Consider the following 18,271-nt stretch of genomic DNA (forward strand, 5'->3'; position numbering starts at 1 on the left):
TCAAGCGTCAAGCGGTCAGTTGCAGGCGCCAGGCGAGCAAGCCGAGGAAAAACCAGCCGAGCAGGAACGCCAGCCCGCCGAACGGCGTGATGATTCCGAGTTTGCTGATGCCGGTCAGGGTCAACAGATACAGGCTGCCGCAGAACAGCACGATGCCGACCACAAATGAAATGCCCGCCCAGGTGACCAGTCGGCCAGGAATATGCGCGGCCAGCAGCGCCACGCCAAACAACGCCAGGGTGTGCACCAGTTGATACGTCACGCCGGTGTGGAAGATCGCCAGGTAGTCGGCGCTCAGGCGATTTTTCAGGGCATGGGCGGCGAACGCGCCGAGGGCGACACCGGTAAAGCCAAAAAAGGCGGCCAGCATCAGAAAGCTACGCAGCATGAGGAACTCCAGTCAGACTCATCGGGCAGGGTCTGTATAATGGCCCGCTCAACGGGTTCGGCCAAGCCATCTCTATGCTGCGTGTCCTCATCAATCGCTTTCTCAACGTCGTGAAATGGTTCGTCATCGCCAGTGTGCTGCTGGTGCTGCTGTTTCGCGTCGTACCGCCGCCGTTCACTGCGCTGATGGTGGAGCGCAAGGTCGAATCCTGGATCGACGGCGAACCTATCGACCTGCAGCGCAGCTGGGTGGCGTGGGACGAGATTTCCGACGACCTCAAAGTGGCGGTGATGGCCGGTGAAGACCAGCGTTTCCCGCAGCACTGGGGCTTCGACTTTGGCGCGATCCAGGCGGCAATCGTGCATAACGAGCGCGGCGGCACGATCCGCGGCGCCAGCACCTTGAGCCAGCAGGTGTCGAAAAACCTATTCCTGTGGACCGGCCGCAGTTATCTGCGCAAGGGCCTGGAAGCCTGGTTTACCGGGTTGATCGAAGTGCTATGGCCCAAGCAGCGCATCCTTGAGGTGTACCTCAACAGCGTGGAGTGGGACGAGGGTGTGTTCGGTGCGCAAGCAGCGGCGCGGCATCATTTCGGGGTGAGCGCCAAAGGGCTGTCGCGTCAGCAGGCCAGCTACCTGGCGGCGGTGTTGCCGAACCCACGGGTGTGGAGTGCCAGCCATCCAACCGCCTATGTGGCGCGGCGCGCGGCGTGGATTCGCCAGCAGATGAGTCAGTTGGGTGGCGAGGACTATTTGGTCGAGTTGAACAACTCCCGCAAGGCTCCTTGGTCCGACTGACACAACACAGAAACAAATGTGGGAGGGGGCTTGCTCCCGATAGCGGTGGATCAGTCACTCATATGTCGACTGACACTCTGCTATCGGGGGCAAGCCCCCTCCCACATTTTTAACCCAGCATTGCCAGCTGGATCAGGCCGCAATCGACAGCTTCAGCTTGTTCATCGCGCTTTTCTCAAGCTGACGAATCCGCTCGGCCGACACGTTGTACTTCTGCGCCAGGTCGTGCAGCGTGGCTTTTTCTTCCGCCAGCCAGCGCTGGTAGAGAATGTCACGGCTGCGGTCGTCCAGCACTTCCAGCGCTTCGTGCAGGTTGTGATTGGAGTTGTCGCTCCAGTCGGCGTCTTCCAGTTGACGCGCCGGGTCGTACCGGTGGTCTTCCAGGTAATTGGCCGGCGATTGGAAGGCGCTGTCGTCGTCTGCTTCGGCAGCCGGGTCGAAGGCCATATCATGGCCGGTCAGGCGACTTTCCATCTCGCGCACTTCACGGGGCTCCACGCCGAGGCTTTCGGCCACGCGGTGGACTTCCTCGTTGTTCAGCCACGCCAGGCGTTTCTTCTGGCTGCGCAGGTTGAAGAACAGCTTGCGCTGGGCCTTGGTGGTCGCGACTTTCACGATGCGCCAGTTGCGCAGGATGAATTCGTGGATTTCCGCCTTGATCCAGTGCACGGCGAACGACACCAGGCGCACACCCATTTCCGGGTTGAAACGCTTCACCGCCTTCATCAGGCCAACGTTGCCTTCCTGAATCAGGTCAGCCTGGGCCAGGCCGTAGCCGCTATAGCTACGGGCGATATGTACGACAAAACGCAGGTGGGCGAGCACCATCTGCCGAGCCGCCCCCAAATCCTGCTCATAGTAGAGACTCTCGGCCAGTTCACGCTCCTGCTCGGGCGTCAGCAAGGGAATGCTGTTTACCGTGTGCACATAGGCTTCCAGGTTCGCACCCGGGACCAAGGCATAAGCAGGTTGCAAAGAAGTGGTCATACGAAAAAACCTCCGACTCACATAACTCGTGCAGTTCAGCACTGCGAAAATTGACCGGGGAACCGTAGGACAAGTTCCCTAAACTGCTGACAAGGTCAATACAAACGAAACTACATTACCCTGACATTAACTACTTCGGTGCCAGCTCACGTAAGTGCCGTGCCACCGCAATCCACGCACCGATATACCCCAACAATACCGCGCCAAGCAAGAGGCTCAAACCATCGGCTACCGGCACCCCTGCCAGGGCAAAATCGCTGCCGTACAAGCCGGCAAGCCCGATAACCGCATCGTTCAGCCAGTCCAGGCCAAAAGCCAGCACGCCCCAGGACAAAATCCCGGCACCAAAGCCATAAAGCGCGCCCATGTACAGAAAAGGACGACGCACATAGCTGTCCGTGCCGCCGACCAGTTTAATCACTTCTATCTCGGTGCGGCGGTTTTCAATATGAAGACGAATGGTATTACCTATCACCAAAAGTAATGCAGACACCAACAGCACCGTCAAACCGAACACGAAGCGGTCGCCCAGCTTGAGGATCGCGGCCAAGCGCTCTACCCAGACTAGATCAAGTTGCGCCTGTTGCACCTTGGGCATCTCTGCGAGTTTTTGTCGCAGGGCTTCCAGGGCCGGCTTGTCCACTTCATTGGGCGTCACCAGCACCACGCCTGGCAGCGGGTTCTGCGGCAGCTCTTTAAGCGCCTCGCCCAGGCCGGATTGTTGCTGGAACTCTTCCAGCGCCTGATCGCGGCTGATGTATTCGGCATCCGCCACCCCTGGCAGGTTCTTGATCTCGTCGCGCAGGCCCTCGCCGTCCTTGGTGCTGGCGTCGAGGTTCAGGTACAGGGAAATCTGCGCCGCGCGCTGCCACGAACCGCCCAGGCGCTCCACATTATTGAGCAGCAACGACAAGCCCATTGGCAGGCTCAGGGCCACGGCCATCACCAGGCAGGTGAAAAAGCTGCCGATCGGCTGCTTGCCCAGGCGGCGCAGGCTGTCGAGCAGGCTGGCACGATGGCTTTCGATCCAGGCACGCAACAGGGTGCCAAAGTCCGGGCCGTCGTCTTCGTCGTGTTTTTTCTTTTTCGGTTGCGGGTCGGCCGGTTTCGGCGCCACGCGTTCGGATACCTTAGGGCTGCGTGTTGCACTCATACGCCGGCCTCCCCGTCGCCGATCAAACGACCGCGTTGCAGGGTCAGCATGCGATGGCGCATGCGCGCAATCAGCGCCAGGTCGTGGCTGGCGATCAACACGCTGGTGCCCAGCCGGTTGATGTCTTCGAACACCCCCATGATCTCGGCCGCCAGGCGCGGGTCGAGGTTACCGGTGGGTTCATCCGCCAGCAGCAAGGCCGGGCGGTGAACGATGGCGCGTGCGATACCGACGCGCTGTTGCTGGCCGGTGGACAGGTCGCCGGGGTAGAGGTCGGTCTTGTCCGACAAGGCCACGCGCTCCAGGGCTGAATCGACCCGCTTGACGATCTCGGCCTTGGACAGCCCGAGAATCTGCAGGGGCAAGGCAATGTTGTTGAACACCGTGCGGTCGAACAGCAACTGGTGGTTTTGAAACACCACGCCAATCTGACGGCGCAGGAACGGGATCTGCGCATTGCTGATGGTGGCCAGGTCCTGTCCCGCCAGCAGCAGCTTGCCGGTGGTTGGGCGCTCCATGGCCAGCAGCAGGCGCAACAAGGTGCTCTTACCGGCGCCGGAATGCCCGGTCACGAACAAAAACTCGCCCCGCCGTACTCGAAAGCTCAGCTCATGCAAGCCCACATGCCCGTTGGCGTAGCGTTTACCGACCTGTTCGAATCGAATCATGAACGCTCCCGCTCGGCAAACAGTGCCTGTACAAAGGGTTCGGCTTCAAAGGTGCGCAGGTCGTCGATGCCTTCACCGACGCCGATATAACGAATCGGCAACCCGAACTGCTTGGCCAGGGCGAAAATCACACCGCCCTTGGCCGTGCCGTCGAGCTTAGTCAATGCCAGGCCGGTCAGTTGCACCGTCTGGTTGAATTGTTTGGCCTGACTGATGGCGTTCTGCCCGGTACCGGCGTCCAGCACCAGCAGTACCTCATGCGGGGCGTCGGCGTCGAGCTTGCCGATCACGCGGCGGACCTTCTTCAGCTCTTCCATCAAATTGTCTTTGGTGTGCAGGCGGCCGGCGGTGTCGGCGATCAACACATCGATGTTCCGGGCCTTGGCTGCCTGCACGGCATCGAAAATCACCGACGCGGAGTCGGCACCGGTGTGCTGGGCGATCACCGGGATCCTGTTGCGCTCGCCCCACACCTGCAGTTGCTCAACGGCAGCGGCACGGAAGGTGTCGCCGGCGGCGAGCATGACTTTCTTGCCTTCGGACTGCAGTTTTTTCGCCAGCTTGCCAATGGTGGTGGTCTTGCCGGCGCCGTTGACGCCTACCACCAGGATCACGAACGGCTTCTTCGGGGTGATCACCAGCGGCGCTTCAACGGGTTTAAGCATGGCGGCCAGCTCGGCCTGCAAGGATTTGTACAACGCGTCGGCGTCGGTCAGCTGCTTGCGGGCAACCTTCTGGGTCAGGCTCTGGATGATCACGGCGGTGGCTTCGACGCCTACGTCTGCAGTGAGCAGGCGGGTCTCGATGTCTTCCAGCAGCTCGTCATCGATGGTCTTCTTGCCGAGGAACAGGCTGGCCATGCCCTCGCCGATACTGGCGCTGGTTTTGCTCAGACCTTGCTTGAGACGGGTGAAAAAGCCGGTTTTGCTGGTTTCAGCGGCCGGCTCTTCGATGACGGCAGGCGCGGGGGCCTCAACGGCGGGTGGCGTCTGGACGACTGTCGCTACGGGTTCAACCACCGTAGGAATAGGCGGCGCTACATGCTCAACCTGCACATCTTCAACCAGCGCCACCGGCTCTTCAGCCACCGGCAGTGGCGGCCACGGCTGGTGCTCTGGCTCTGGCTCTGGCTCTGGCTCGACCGCAGGCTGCAGCACCGGCTCGGCCATCGGCAACACCGTCGGCGCCGGTGTTTCGGCTACCGGGTCGGCTTCTACTATAGGCTCAGGGATAGGTTCAGGTTGAACCTGTGGCTGTTCGACGACGGTTTCCTGCGGCTTTTTGCGCAGCCATCCGAACAGGCCTTTCTTCTCGCCAGCCGCAGCTGGGGTCTTCTTGTCGTCGTTGGAACCAAACATGGAGACGGCTATCTCAAGGTAGCGACGCGCCAGCAGGCGCTTCGGTAAATAAAATTCGATGCGTAACAGACTGTTTTTTAGCCAGCTCGTTCATGCGCAACATTTTGAAGGCCAAAATAGAGCCTCAACAAGACAGCCGCAGTGGCCGCCCCTAAGTCGGATCGGTATCCTAGCACCTCCTCGCCCGCCGACGCTAAGACCAAGCGGGCAGTCCAACAGGTTAAAAAACGAATGAATGCTCTAGCCCGCCGCGCCGCAGGCCTGCTGCTCAGCACAGTTTGTCTGCCCCTTTCAGCTTTGGCTGCCGACCCACAACCCACCCACGAATTCACCCTCGACAACGGCCTCAAGGTGGTCGTGCGCGAAGATCATCGCGCGCCGGTGGTGGTTTCCCAGGTCTGGTACAAGGTCGGCTCGAGCTACGAAACCCCGGGCCAGACCGGTTTGTCCCATGCCCTGGAACATATGATGTTCAAGGGCAGCGCCAAGGTCGGCCCCGGCGAAGCCTCGCTGATCCTGCGCGACCTGGGCGCTGAAGAAAACGCCTTCACCAGTGACGACTACACCGCTTATTACCAGGTGCTGGCCCGCGACCGCCTGGGCGTGGCTTTCGAACTGGAAGCCGACCGCATGGCCAGCCTGCGTCTGCCGGCCGATGAGTTCAGCCGCGAAATCGAGGTGATCAAGGAAGAGCGCCGCCTGCGCACCGACGACAACCCGATGTCCAAGGCCTATGAACGCTTCAAGGCCATGGCCTTCCCGGCCAGCGGCTATCACACGCCCACCATCGGCTGGATGGCTGACCTTGAGCGCATGAAGGTCGAGGAACTGCGCCACTGGTACCAGGCCTGGTACGTGCCGAACAACGCGACCCTGGTAGTGGTCGGCGACGTCACGCCGGACGAGGTGAAAAACCTGGCCCAGCGCTACTTCGGCCCGATCCCCAAGCGTGACGTCCCGCCAGCCAAGGTCCCGATGGAGCTGGCCGAGCCCGGCGAGCGCCTGCTGACCCTGCACGTGCAAACCCAGCTGCCCAGCGTGTTCCTCGGTTTCAACGTGCCGAGCCTGGCCACTGCCGAGGACAAGCGCTCGGTACAAGCCCTGCGCCTGATCTCGGCCCTGCTCGACGGCGGTTACAGCGCGCGTATCTCCGAGCAGTTGGAGCGGGGTGAAGAACTCGTCTCAGCCGCGTCCACCGATTATGACGCCTTCACCCGCGGCGACACGCTGTTCATGCTGACCGCCACGCCCAACCAGCAGAAGAAAAAAACCGTCGCCCAAGCCGAAGCCGGCCTGTGGCGCCTGTTGGAAGAGCTCAAAGCCAAGCCGCCAACCGTCGAAGAGCTGGAACGCATCCGCGCCCAGGTGATTGCGGGCGTGGTCTACCAGCGCGACTCCATCACCGCCCAGGCCACGGCGATCGGCTCGCTGGAGACCGTCGGCCTGTCCTGGAAGTTGATGGACACCGAGCTTGCCGACCTGCAAAGCGTCACCCCGGAAGATATCCAAAAAGCTGCACGCACCTATTTCACCCGCGAACGTCTGAGCGTCGCCCATGTTTTGCCTGAGGAGACCGCTCATGAGTGACCGCAAGAGCAACCGCCTGATTCTGCCCGGCCTGATCGCCGTCACCTTGATCGCGGCCGGTGCCGTGTACCTGTTGCGCCCGAGCGAGTCGGTCGCCAGCCAGGCCCTGGACAAGGCCCAAACGGCCAACACACTGCAATCGCTGGCTGAACTGGACGGCAAGGCGCCGACCAACCGCAAGCTCGACGTACAAACCTGGAACACCGCCGAAGGCGCCAAGGTGCTGTTCGTCGAAGCCCATGAACTGCCGATGTTCGACGTGCGCATCCTGTTCGCCGCCGGCAGCAGCCAGGACGGCAACGTGCCGGGCCTGGCCTTGATGACCAATGCCATGCTCAACGAAGGCGTGCCGGGCAAGGACGTCAGCCAGATCGCCAGCGGCTTTGAAGGCCTGGGGGCCGACTTTGGGAATGGCGCCTATCGCGATATGGCCCTAGTGTCCCTGCGCAGCTTGAGCGACAGCGACAAACGCGATGCCGCACTCGCGCTGTTCGATGACGTGATCGGCAAGCCGACCTTCCCGGCCGACTCACTGGCACGCATCAAGAATCAGATCCTGGCCGGCTTCGAATATCAGAAACAGAATCCCGCCAAGCTGGCGAGCATCGAGCTGTTCAAGCGCCTGTACGGCGACCATCCGTATGCCCACCCAAGCGAAGGTACGCCTGAAAGCGTGCCGGCGATTACCGTGCAACAGCTGCAGGCATTCCACGCCAAGGCTTATGCGGCAGGCAATGCCGTGATCGCGGTGGTGGGCGACCTGACCCGCGCCGAAGCTGAAGCCATGACCGCCAAGGTCTCTGCCGCGTTGCCCAAGGGCCCGGCCCTGGCGAAGATTGCCCAGCCAACCGAGCCAAAGGCCGGCCTGAGCCGCATCGAGTTTCCCTCCAAGCAGACCCACCTGCTGTTTGCCCAGTTGGGCATCGATCGCGCCGACCCGGACTACGCTGCACTGTCCCTGGGCAACCAGATTCTGGGTGGCGGCGGTTTCGGCACGCGGTTGATGAGCGAAGTGCGTGAAAAGCGCGGCCTCACCTACGGCGTGTACTCCGGCTTCTCGCCGATGCAGGTGCGCGGCCCGTTCATGATCAACCTGCAAACCCGCGCCGAAATGAGCGGCGGCACGTTGCGCCTGGTCGAAGACGTCGTGGCCGACTACCTCAAGACCGGCCCCACCCAGAAAGAGCTGGATGACGCCAAGCGCGAACTGGCCGGCAGCTTCCCGCTGTCCACCGCGAGCAACGCCGATATCGTCGGGCAGCTCGGCGCCATGGGTTTCTATAACCTGCCGCTGAGCTATCTGGAGGATTTCATGAAACAATCCCAGGCCCTGACCGTGGAGCAGGTCAAGGCTGCAATGAACAAACACTTGAGCGCCGACAAGATGGTCATCGTGACCGCCGGCCCGACGATTGCGCAAAAGCCACTACCGCCCCCCACTGATAAACCTGCCGAGCAGCCGCTCGGGGTTCCGGAGCATTAATGGCCAGTTCATCTCGCCCGAAAAAACCTGTCCACAACGTACATAACGGTGTGGGCCAACTGCGCATCATTGGCGGTGAATGGGGCAGCCGCAAGCTGAGCTTCCCCGATGTCGTGGGCCTGCGCCCGACGCCAGATCGCGTGCGCGAAACCTTGTTCAACTGGCTTGCGCCCTACATCGGCGGCGCCAAGGTGCTCGACCCGTTTGCGGGCAGTGGCGCGCTGTTCCTGGAGGCGCTGTCCCGTGGCGCCTCCCAGGCCCAGGCGCTGGATGCGAGCAATGTGGCGGTGTCCAGCCTCAAAGAACACTTGGGCACGTTGCGCTGCACCAACGGCCAGGTTCAGACCGCCGACGCCTTACGCTACCTGGAAACCCAGGCGGCCAGCGAATACGACGTGGTGTTCCTCGACCCACCGTTCAACCAGAACCTGCTGCCGACCGTGTGCGCATTGCTGGAAGAACGCCAATGGTTGGCGCCGGATGCGTGGGTCTACACTGAAAGCGAGACAGCGCCGTCGACGCTCGGCCTGCCGGGGAGCTGGCGCTTGCACCGTGAGCAGAAGTCCGGCCGGGTTTATTACGCGTTGTGGCACCGCACCCTGTAGGAGCGAGCTTGTCAGGCAGCGAGTATTTCATGACGGCATCTGTGGACCGCTTCACCCCCGCCTTCGGCCTCGGCAACCCCCATCTGCAAACGCTGTGGGGGCCGCTATGGCGTCCCACCACGCATATCGAGCGTCAGCGCGAACGCCTGTGGCTGGAAGACGGCGACTTTCTGGACCTCGACTGGCACGGCCCACATGACGTGCACGCGCCTCTGGTACTGGTGCTGCACGGGCTGACCGGTTCGTCCAATTCGCCCTACGTGGCCGGCCTGCAAAAGGCGCTCGCCGCCCAAGGCTGGGCCAGCGCAGCCTTGAACTGGCGCGGTTGCTCAGGCGAGCCGAATTTGTTGGCCCGCAGCTACCATTCCGGTGCCAGCGAAGATCTGGCGGCAGCGATCGCCCATCTGCGTGCCAAGCGGCCGTTGGCGCCGTTATATGCGGTGGGTTATTCCTTGGGCGGCAATGTATTGCTCAAGCACCTGGGGGAAACCGGCGACGCCTCCGGGCTGCAAGGCGCGGCGGCGGTATCGGTGCCGTTTCGCCTGGATCAATGCGCGGACCGTATCGGGATTGGCTTTTCGCGGGTGTATCAGAAGCACTTTATGCGCGAGATGCTGGCTTATATCCGCGTCAAGCAACGCCAGTTTTTGCAGGACGGCCGACAAGACGGGCTCAACACCCTGGAGGCGTTGGGTCCGTTGGAGAAAATGCGCACGTTCTGGGATTTCGATGGCCGGGTCACCGCGCCGCTGCACGGTTTCCTCAGCGCCGAGGATTACTACCGCCGCGCCTCGAGTCGCTATTACCTGGGCGCTATCCGCACGCCGACGTTGATTATCCAGGCGGCGGATGACCCGTTTGTGTTTGCCCACAGTTTGCCCGAAGCCAGTGAGCTATCAGACTGTACCGAGTTCGAGCTGACGGCCAAGGGCGGGCATGTGGGGTTTGTAGAGGGTTCGCTGAAACGCCCCGGCTACTACCTGGAACGCCGCATCCCCCAATGGCTACTGGCACAACACGGATAAAAATGTGGGAGGGGGCTTGCCCCCGATAGCAGTGGGTCAGCTAAAGATAAGCTAGCTGATACTCCGCTATCGGGGGCAAGCCCCCTCCCACATTTTGATTGGCTTCGCAGGCCGATTGCTCAGTCGCCTGTGGCCACTTCCCGCTTGGGATCCGTAATCCACTCACTCCAAGACCCCGCATACAACTTGCCCAACGGGTACCCCGCCAAGCCCAACGCAAACAGGTTATGACACGCTGTCACACCCGAACCGCAATACGCCACCAGCTCATCCGGCGACCGGCCCTGCAACTGCGCAGCAAAACGCTGTTTGAGCTGCTCAGCCGGCAAAAAGCGCCCATCGCTGCCCAGGTTTTCATTGAAGGCCGAGCATTGAGCGCCTGGAATATGCCCGGCGATCGGGTCGATTGGCTCCACATCGCCACGAAAACGCGCCTGGGCGCGAGCATCGATCAACGTCATGCCCGGTTCGCCCAGGCGTTTCTGCAACTGTTCGGCATCGAGCACCAATCGATTATCCGGCGTACCGGCAAACGTGCCTCGTTCAACCACCGGCGCATCCAGGCTCAATGGGAAGCCCGCCGCGTGCCACGCCTTGAGGCCGCCATCCAGGATAAACACACCCTCGCGCTTGCCGAGCCAGGCCAGCAACCACCATGCCCGAGCCGCAAAGGCCCCTGGGCCGTCGTCATACAGCACCACGTCGGTATCAGCGCTGATGCCCCATGCCTGCAATTGCTGAATGAAGGCGTGCGCCGCGGGCAGCGGGTGACGGCCGGTCACGCCCTTGATCACCGGGCCGCTGAGATGGCGCTCCAGGTCGGCATATTGCGCCCCTTCGATGTGCCCTTCGGCATAGCTGCACAGGCCGTAATCCGGGTCTTCCAGGGCAAAACGGCAATCGAGGATCACCAGCCCGGCCGACGTTTGGCGCTCGGCTAATGCCTGGGGGCTGATCAGTTGGGCAAGCGGCATGACTGACTCCTGTGCATACAAAGGGGAAAGGTCTTACTTCACTTCTTCCAATGCCTGGTTCAATGGCACGTAAAACTCTTTGAACAACGCATCCACCGCCGTTTTTGCCTGAGGCGTGACAAACCCCGCCTCCAGCACCAGCACCTGATAGACCCCACGTTTTATCGCTTCGGCGCTCAAATGGGTGGAATTTTCATTGGTGGTGCACAGGAAACGCACCCACGAGGTCAGGATGATCCAGGCATTGAGGGTCAGGGCCTCGGTTTGCACCGGGTCCATCGTGAGGATGCCGGCGTCGACAAAGCCCTGGTAGATCGCCCCCCCCTGGATCAGGCAGCGCTGGGAGAACCGTCGGTAGCCAGTGGCCAGCTCGGGGTCGCTTTCCAATAAATGTTCGAGGTCGCGGTGCAGGAAGCGGTAGCGCCACATGCCGGCCAGTACCGCCTGCAGGTAAAAGCGCTTGTCTTCCACCACCATCGCCCGCCCCTGAGGTGGGCGTAGGAAACTGTCCACCAACGCTTCGTATTCGCGAAACAGCACGGCGATAATCGCCTGCTTGTTGGGGAAGTGGTAGTACAGGTTGCCCGGGGAAATTTCCATATGGGCAGCGATATGATTGGTGCTGACACTGCGCTCGCCCTGCTGGTTAAAAAGCTCCAGGCTGGTTTGCACAATTCGCTCGCTGGTCTTTACTCGTGGTGCCATAGGGCTCAGCTTCCAAACACGGGATTGGGCATCTTACGGCCTATCCGGGTCAGGATAAATCTGGTTGTTACTGCAATGTTATTTGACAATTTAGAGTAATGACTCTAAAAATCCAGGCAGACCTATAACAACCGGGACCGCGCCATGTCTGCCAACGTTGCCTACCTGCAGCAATCCCAGGCGCTGGATCAACTCCAGATCCTGTTCGACGCCCAACGTCGCGCCTATGCCGCCAACCCGATGCCGCCGGCCGCGCAACGCCAGCAATGGCTCAAGGCCCTGCGCGATGTGCTCAGCGATGAACGCCAGGCGCTGATCAATGCGATCAGCCAGGACTTCAGCCATCGCAGCGCGGACGAAACCCTGTTCGCCGAACTGATGCCCAGCCTGCACGGCATTCACTACGCGAGTAAACACCTCAAAGGCTGGATGAAACCTTCTCGGCGTGCTGTAGGCATTGCCTTTCAGCCCGCGTCGGCCAAAGTCATTTACCAACCGCTGGGTGTGGTCGGCGTCATCGTGCCGTGGAACTACCCGCTGTACCTGGCTATCGGTCCGCTGGTCGGGGCCTTGGCCGCCGGTAACCGGGTAATGCTCAAGCTCAGCGAATCCACGCCGGCAACCGGCGAACTGCTCAAGGCATTGCTGGCAAAAATCTTCCCCGAGGACTTGGTGTGCGTGGTGCTCGGCGAAGCTGATGTCGGCGTGGCGTTTTCCAGGTTGCGTTTCGATCATTTGCTGTTCACCGGCGCTACCAGCATCGGCAGGCATGTGATGCGGGCCGCCGCCGAACACCTCACACCGGTCACCCTGGAGTTGGGCGGCAAATCGCCGGCCATTGTTTCCGCCGACGTACCGCTCAAGGACGCCGCCGAACGTATCGCCTTCGGCAAGGCCTTGAACGCCGGGCAAACCTGCGTGGCGCCCGACTATGTGCTGGTGCCGGAGGAACGTGTGGACGGTTTTGTCGAGGCTTACGCCAACGCGATTCGCGGGTTTTATCCGACCCTGGCCGACAACCCGGACTACACCGCCATCATCAACGAGCGACAACTGGCCAGGCTCAATGCCTACGCCAAGGATGCCACCGACAAGGGCGCCACCCTGATTCCTCTTTACGACCAGGGCCAGGCACGCCGTATGGCCCATAGCCTGCTGCTGAATGTGAGCGACGATATGACGGTCATGCAGGACGAGATCTTTGGTCCGCTATTACCGATCGTGCCCTATCGCGGCATCGACCAGGCCTTTGCCTACATCAACCAACGCCCTCGCCCGCTGGCCCTGTATTACTTCGGCTACAACAAACGCGAACAGGACCGTGTGCTCCACGAGACCCACTCGGGCGGCGTGTGCCTGAACGATACCCTGCTGCACGTGGCCCAGGACGACATGCCATTCGGCGGCGTCGGCCCCTCTGGCATGGGCCACTACCACGGCCACGAAGGTTTCCTGACGTTCAGCAAGGCCAAGGGCGTGCTGGTCAAACAGCGTTTGAACGCGGCGAAGCTGATCTACCCGCCCTACGGGAAAACCATCCAGAAGTTGATCCAGAAGCTGTTTATCCGCTGATAACCTCACCTGCGGGACAAAAAAAACAATGAACCCCAGCCTGACTGAAACACCTGCGCTGTCGCGGCGCGGCGTCTTGAAAATCGGCCTGTGCGCCAGCGCGTTCCTGGCCACCGCCGGGCTGGGGGCGAGCCTCAGCGGCTGCTCGAGCAGCACGCCGGCCAGCGGCTTTGCGCTGTTGCGAGCCAGTGACCTGCCATTTTTGCGCGCGGTCATCCCGGTACTGCTGGAAGGCGCAGCCAGCGCCCAGGCCATCAGCGCCGGAATTGAAGACACCCTGAAAAAGCTCGACTACAGCCTGCAGCACCTGTCACCGCAGATGTTCAAGCTCACCCAGCAGCTGTTCGATGTGCTCGGCATGGGCATTACCCGAGGCCCGCTGACGGGTATCTGGGGCAGCTGGGAAAATGCCAGCGCGGAGCAGATCCGCAACTTCCTGCACCGCTGGGAAAACAGCTACCTGAACCTGCTGCGCATGGGCCAGGGCTCGCTGCTCAAGCTGGTGACCATGGCCTGGTACTTCCGGCCCGAGTCCTGGGCCCATTGCGGCTATCCCGGGCCGCCGAAAATCTGATTTGCATCCCCGACAATAAAAACCAGAGACGAACCTGATGCCCGTACCCGATCTATTCCGCGACGGCATGGCCCGCGGCTGGAAAACCCACAACGGCGCCGCCCTCGACAGCGACCTGACCCTGGAAGCCGACGTAGCCATCATCGGCAGCGGCGCCGGCGGCGGCACCACGGCGGAAGTCCTCAGCGCCGCAGGCTACAAGGTGCTGTTGATCGAAGAAGGCCCACTCAAGACCAGCACTGATTTCAAGCTGCTGGAAGACGAAGCCTATGCCAGCCTGTACCAGGAAGGGATCGGCCGCATGAGCAAGGACGGTGCGATTACCATCCTGCAGGGCCGGGCGGTGGGCGGCACGACGCTGATCAACTGGACCTCCAGCTTCCGCACACCGGATGCCACCCTCGCCCATTGGGCCAGCGACTACGCGGTGAAGGGCCATAGCAGCGCCGAGATGGCGCCATGGTTCGAGACCATGGAGCAGCGCCTGGGCATCGCGCCATGGGCCCTGCCGCCCAATGCCAACAACGACGTGATCCGCAAAGGCTGCGAAAAGCTCGGCTACAGCTGGCACGTGATCCCGCGCAATGTGCGCGGTTGCTTCAACCTGGGTTATTGCGGCATGGGCTGCCCGGTCAACGCCAAGCAATCGATGCTGGTGACCACCATCCCCGCCACCCTGGAAAAAGGCGGCGAGCTGCTCTACCTGGCCCGCGCCGAGCGCCTCAAATACAGCGGCGACACGATCAGCAGCCTGGAATGCGTGGCCATGGATGAGCGCTGCGTGGCGCCTACCGGCCGCAAGATCACCGTGAAGGCCAAACACTACGTACTCGCGGGCGGCGGCATCAACAGCCCGGCATTGCTGATGCGCTCCGGCGCGCCCGACCCGCATTCACGGCTGGGCAAACGCACCTTCCTGCACCTGGTGAATTTCTCCGCCGGGTTGTTCGACGAGGTGATCAACCCGTTCTACGGTGCGCCGCAGTCGATCTATTCCGACCACTTCCAGTGGCAGGACGGCACCACCGGTAAAATGTCCTACAAACTAGAAGCCCCGCCCCTGCATCCAGGACTGGCCACCACCCTGTTCGGCGGCTACGGCGCGCAGAATGCCTTGGACATGAGCCAATTGCCCCACACCCACGCCATGCTCGCGCTATTGCGAGACGGCTTTCACCCCGACAGCCCTGGCGGCGCAGTGGAATTACGCGGTGACGGTACGCCGGTGCTCGACTATCAGGTCTCGCCCTATGCCTGGGACGGCCTGCGCCGGGCCTTCCACAGCATGGCCGAGATTCAGTTCGCGGCCGGCGCCAAATCGGTCAAGCCCCTGCATCACGACGCCCGGTACGTGAATAACCTGGCAGACGCACGTAGTTTGATCGACGGTTTGAGCCTCGAGCTGCATCGCACCACCCTGGGCAGCGCCCATGTGATGGGCGGTTGCGCCATGGGCGAAGACCCGACAAACGCAGTGGCCGATAGCCTCGGTCGCCATCACCAACTGCGCAACTTGTCGATTCACGACGGCTCTCTGTTCCCCACCAGCATTGGGGCAAATCCCCAATTGTCGGTGTATGGATTGACTGCCCAACTGGCGTCGGCTTTGGCCGAACGTCTGAAAACAGCGTGAAAAATCGCAGGATTCACCGCATCTATCTACATAAGTCGACTTGGCCGACCGGGATGGCTGCGATACCATCCGGTTCCCCAACGGACTCCGCCAGGACGACGCGATGAACCGAGTGTTGTACCCAGGTACCTTCGACCCGATTACCAAAGGCCATGGCGATCTGGTCGAACGCGCCTCTCGCCTGTTCGACCATGTGATCATCGCGGTTGCCGCCAGCCCCAAGAAAAACCCGCTGTTCCCGTTGGAACAACGCGTGGAGCTGGCCCGTGAGGTCACCAAGCACCTGCCTAACGTAGAAGTGGTGGGCTTTGCGACGCTGCTGGCGCATTTTGCCAAGGAGCAGAACGCCAATGTGTTCCTGCGTGGCCTGCGCGCGGTGTCGGATTTCGAATATGAATTCCAGCTGGCCAACATGAACCGCCAACTGGCGCCGGACGTGGAAAGCCTGTTTCTGACGCCGTCGGAACGTTACTCGTTCATTTCCTCGACGTTGGTGCGCGAAATCGCTGCTTTGGGCGGAGATATCACCAAGTTCGTGCATCCAGCCGTTGCGGACGCGCTGACGCTACGCTTCAAGAAGTAAGACCGCTCAACCGGCGCCCGCTCGCGCTGCGGGCGCCAATGCGGCACAATTGCGCGCATTAGTTTTCAGATGCCTTGGCTGACGGCCCTGGCAGGAGTTTTCATGTCCCTGATCATCACCGACGATTGCATCAATTGCGACGTCTGCGAACCCGAGTGCCCGAACGCTGCAATTTCCCAGGGCGAAGAGATCTACGTGATCGACCCCAACCTGTGCACCCAGTGCGTCGGCCACTACGACGAGCCCCAATGCCAGCAGGTGTGCCCGGTGGATTGTATTCCATTGGATGAAGCCCATCCGGAGACGGAAGAGCAGTTGATGGAGAAGTACCGGAAGATTACCGGTAAGGCTTGAGGCTATTCAGCGCCTGTAAGGGCCTCATCGGGGGCAAGTCGAATCGTCGCACCGCCCCTCCCACATTTGAAATGTGTTCACATGTGGGAGGGGGCTTGCCCCCGATGGCGATATCAGCCATCACACAGCACTCAGCTCTGACACTTGGGGCAAAACACACTCGCCCGCTGCCCCAGCACCACATTGCGCAACTCGGTCCCGCAGACCTTGCACGCCGCGCCGCCCCGGCCATAAACGAACAGTTCCTGCTGGAAATACCCCGGCTGCCCATCGCCGCCGATAAAGTCGCGCAACGTGGTACCGCCGCGCTCGATGGCTGCCGCCAGCACGCGCTTGATCTCGATCGCCAGCTTCAGATAACGCCCCCGCGATATACCGCCCGCCGCGCGACGCGGATCGATTCCCGCCGCAAACAGCGCTTCCGTCGCATAGATATTGCCCACGCCCACCACCACCGCGTTATCCATGATGAACGGCTTCACCGCCATCGACCGCCCACGGGACAGCTGGAACAAACGCTCGCCATCAAACAGCGCGGTCAACGGCTCCGGCCCCAGGCGGATCAGCAGCTCGTGGTTGTGCGGGTCCTGGCTCCAGAGCATCGCGCCAAAGCGCCGGGGGTCGGTGTAGCGCAGGGCCAGGCCGGATTCCAGCTCGATATCCACATGTTCATGCTTGGCCGCAGGCATGCCGACTTCAACCAGGCGCAGGTTGCCCGACATGCCCAGGTGGCTGATCAAGGTGCCCACTTCGGCATTGATCAACAGGTACTTGGCGCGCCGCTCCACCAGCACGATGCGCTGCCCGGACAGGCGCACATCGAGGTCTTCCGGGATCGGCCAGCGCAGACGGCGCTCACGCACCACCACCCGGCTGACGCGCTGGCCCTCCAAGTGAGGGGCAATCCCGCGCCGGGTGGTTTCGACTTCTGGTAACTCAGGCATGTGTACCTCGGGAAGAAAGGCTCAGTGCGCGCCCAGCTCGCGGATCGACAACTTCAGGCTTTCGAAGTCGTAGTCCGACAGGCCCACGTAATCCAGCACCAGATGGCCGATCGCCTCCCATTCACGGTCGACGGTCTGGTTGCCCAGCACGCGATAGGACGAACAAATGTGCTCGGCCATTTTCAGGATCGCCAGCAGGTTTTTAAGCACGGGTGCGCGCGACGACTCATCGCTGAAAATCGCCAGGGCGTTGTGGTGATTGGCGATGGCGTCGGTCACATGCTCCGGCAGGCGCCAGGATTTGGCGGTGTAGTAGCCCACCACGGCATGGTTGGTGTTGAACGCGTTGTTCTCGGTGTCGACCACGCGGCAATCCGGGCCGGCATTGGCGTAGGCCTGCTCCAATACCGTCATGTAGTTGGGGAACCGCTTGAGCATCAGCGGTACGCCGCAATCGTGGAACAGGCCCAGGGCATAGGCTTCGTCGACCGCTTGAGCGCCGGTGCGCTTGGCCAGGGTCAGGCAGGTCATGGCCACGTCCTGAGCCGTGTCCCAGAAGCGGTTGAGCGTGACGATGGTGTCATCGCTCATCTCGCCTTTGATCGACAACGCATTGATCAGGTTGATCACCGAGCGGCTGCCCAGCAGGTTCACCGCGCGCTGGATCGAGGCGATCTTGTTGCTCAGGCCGTAATACGGCGAGTTGACGATTTTCAGCAACGCGCCGGACAGGCCCGGGTCCTGGGCGATCAGCCGGGCGATCACTTCCAGGTCCGGGTCGGGCATGTACTGTTCCATCTGCAAATCCACCATGATTTGCGGCTGGGGCGGCACGCTGATGCCTTGCAGCACCTGCTGAATCTGTTCGGCGGAAAGCTCTT

Annotated in this window: 18 protein-coding genes and 1 pseudogene; 10 read left to right on the forward strand and 9 right to left on the reverse strand. The window is 61.6% G+C overall.

The window, feature by feature from the left end:
• Positions 1–7: 7 nt before the first annotated feature.
• Entirely contained in the window at positions 8–388 is a 381-nt protein-coding gene (locus C4J90_RS25095; RefSeq protein ID WP_124421054.1) for a DUF423 domain-containing protein, read from the reverse strand.
• Between the two features lie 74 nt (positions 389–462).
• Here C4J90_RS25095 and mtgA point away from each other — a divergent pair, with 74 nt between their 5' ends.
• On the forward strand, positions 463–1,185 hold the full coding sequence (gene mtgA, locus C4J90_RS25100; RefSeq protein ID WP_124364816.1) for a monofunctional biosynthetic peptidoglycan transglycosylase: 723 nt from the start codon (positions 463–465) through the stop codon (positions 1,183–1,185).
• A 132-nt stretch (positions 1,186–1,317) separates the two neighbouring features.
• Here the strand turns inward: mtgA and rpoH are convergent, their stop codons facing one another.
• The 4 genes from rpoH to ftsY form a co-directional block, all read right to left on the reverse strand.
• Positions 1,318–2,172: an RNA polymerase sigma factor RpoH gene (gene rpoH, locus C4J90_RS25105; protein WP_003176698.1), complete on the reverse strand. Its 855-nt coding sequence runs from the start codon at positions 2,170–2,172 to the stop codon at positions 1,318–1,320.
• Between the two features lie 130 nt (positions 2,173–2,302).
• Positions 2,303–3,325 carry a permease-like cell division protein FtsX gene (gene ftsX, locus C4J90_RS25110; protein WP_124368703.1) on the reverse strand — a complete coding sequence of 341 codons (1,023 nt, stop codon included), beginning with the start codon at positions 3,323–3,325 and terminating at the stop codon, positions 2,303–2,305.
• Positions 3,322–3,993, reverse strand: coding sequence for a cell division ATP-binding protein FtsE (gene ftsE, locus C4J90_RS25115; RefSeq protein WP_003213784.1), 672 nt, complete (start codon positions 3,991–3,993; stop codon positions 3,322–3,324). Before ftsE ends, ftsX begins: the two co-directional genes overlap by 4 nt.
• On the reverse strand, positions 3,990–5,351 hold the full coding sequence (gene ftsY / locus C4J90_RS25120; RefSeq protein WP_124421055.1) for a signal recognition particle-docking protein FtsY: 1,362 nt from the start codon (positions 5,349–5,351) through the stop codon (positions 3,990–3,992). Before ftsY ends, ftsE begins: the two co-directional genes overlap by 4 nt.
• A 231-nt stretch (positions 5,352–5,582) precedes the next feature.
• Between ftsY and C4J90_RS25125 the strand changes: the two genes are divergently transcribed.
• The 4 genes from C4J90_RS25125 to C4J90_RS25140 are packed head-to-tail and all read left to right on the forward strand — an operon-like array spanning position 5,583 to position 10,051.
• Positions 5,583–6,938 carry a pitrilysin family protein gene (locus C4J90_RS25125; RefSeq protein WP_124421056.1) on the forward strand — a complete coding sequence of 452 codons (1,356 nt, stop codon included), beginning with the start codon at positions 5,583–5,585 and terminating at the stop codon, positions 6,936–6,938.
• A complete protein-coding gene (locus C4J90_RS25130) occupies positions 6,931–8,421 on the forward strand; it encodes a pitrilysin family protein (RefSeq protein WP_124421057.1) in 1,491 nt (496 codons plus the stop codon). The genes C4J90_RS25125 and C4J90_RS25130 overlap by 8 nt, the downstream gene beginning before the upstream one ends.
• Positions 8,421–9,026 (forward strand): 16S rRNA (guanine(966)-N(2))-methyltransferase RsmD, encoded by a 606-nt coding sequence (gene rsmD / locus C4J90_RS25135; protein WP_124364821.1) that lies wholly within the window; start codon positions 8,421–8,423, stop codon positions 9,024–9,026. Before C4J90_RS25130 ends, rsmD begins: the two co-directional genes overlap by 1 nt.
• A gap of 29 nt (positions 9,027–9,055) precedes the next feature.
• Positions 9,056–10,051 carry a hydrolase gene (locus tag C4J90_RS25140; protein ID WP_124368707.1) on the forward strand — a complete coding sequence of 332 codons (996 nt, stop codon included), beginning with the start codon at positions 9,056–9,058 and terminating at the stop codon, positions 10,049–10,051.
• Between the two features lie 119 nt (positions 10,052–10,170).
• On the opposite strand, the gene C4J90_RS25145 is transcribed toward C4J90_RS25140, so the two are convergent.
• The gene (locus C4J90_RS25145) at positions 10,171–11,025 is read right to left on the reverse strand and encodes a sulfurtransferase (protein ID WP_124421058.1); all 855 of its coding nucleotides are present in this window, start codon (positions 11,023–11,025) and stop codon (positions 10,171–10,173) included.
• 33 nt (positions 11,026–11,058) lie between these two features.
• Positions 11,059–11,730, reverse strand: a complete 672-nt coding sequence (locus C4J90_RS25150) for a TetR/AcrR family transcriptional regulator (protein WP_124364824.1) — start codon at positions 11,728–11,730, stop codon at positions 11,059–11,061.
• A gap of 129 nt (positions 11,731–11,859) precedes the next feature.
• On the opposite strand from C4J90_RS25150, the pseudogene C4J90_RS25155 reads away from it, so the two are divergent.
• The 5 genes and pseudogenes from C4J90_RS25155 to C4J90_RS25175 all read left to right on the forward strand — a co-directional run.
• A pseudogene (locus C4J90_RS25155) lies at positions 11,860–13,302 on the forward strand (coniferyl aldehyde dehydrogenase); the annotation flags it as partial.
• A 28-nt stretch (positions 13,303–13,330) separates the two neighbouring features.
• On the forward strand, positions 13,331–13,876 hold the full coding sequence (locus tag C4J90_RS25160; protein WP_124421060.1) for a twin-arginine translocation pathway signal protein: 546 nt from the start codon (positions 13,331–13,333) through the stop codon (positions 13,874–13,876).
• A gap of 37 nt (positions 13,877–13,913) precedes the next feature.
• A complete protein-coding gene (locus C4J90_RS25165; protein ID WP_124421061.1) occupies positions 13,914–15,509 on the forward strand; it encodes a GMC family oxidoreductase in 1,596 nt (531 codons plus the stop codon).
• Between the two features lie 103 nt (positions 15,510–15,612).
• Complete coding sequence (gene coaD, locus C4J90_RS25170) at positions 15,613–16,092, forward strand: pantetheine-phosphate adenylyltransferase (protein ID WP_049711086.1); 480 nt, start codon at positions 15,613–15,615, stop codon at positions 16,090–16,092.
• Positions 16,093–16,194: 102 nt separating this feature from the next.
• Positions 16,195–16,446 carry a YfhL family 4Fe-4S dicluster ferredoxin gene (locus tag C4J90_RS25175; RefSeq protein ID WP_003195146.1) on the forward strand — a complete coding sequence of 84 codons (252 nt, stop codon included), beginning with the start codon at positions 16,195–16,197 and terminating at the stop codon, positions 16,444–16,446.
• 131 nt (positions 16,447–16,577) lie between these two features.
• On the opposite strand, the gene mutM is transcribed toward C4J90_RS25175, so the two are convergent.
• Both mutM and C4J90_RS25185 read right to left on the reverse strand, forming a co-directional pair.
• Complete coding sequence (mutM, locus tag C4J90_RS25180; protein WP_124364828.1) at positions 16,578–17,390, reverse strand: bifunctional DNA-formamidopyrimidine glycosylase/DNA-(apurinic or apyrimidinic site) lyase; 813 nt, start codon at positions 17,388–17,390, stop codon at positions 16,578–16,580.
• A gap of 21 nt (positions 17,391–17,411) precedes the next feature.
• On the reverse strand, positions 17,412–18,224 hold the full coding sequence (locus C4J90_RS25185; protein ID WP_177413034.1) for an HDOD domain-containing protein: 813 nt from the start codon (positions 18,222–18,224) through the stop codon (positions 17,412–17,414).
• Between the last annotated feature and the right edge of the window lie 47 nt (positions 18,225–18,271).

Source organism: Pseudomonas sp. R2-60-08W (assembly GCF_003852335.1).
Classification (GTDB): Bacteria; Pseudomonadota; Gammaproteobacteria; order Pseudomonadales; family Pseudomonadaceae; genus Aquipseudomonas.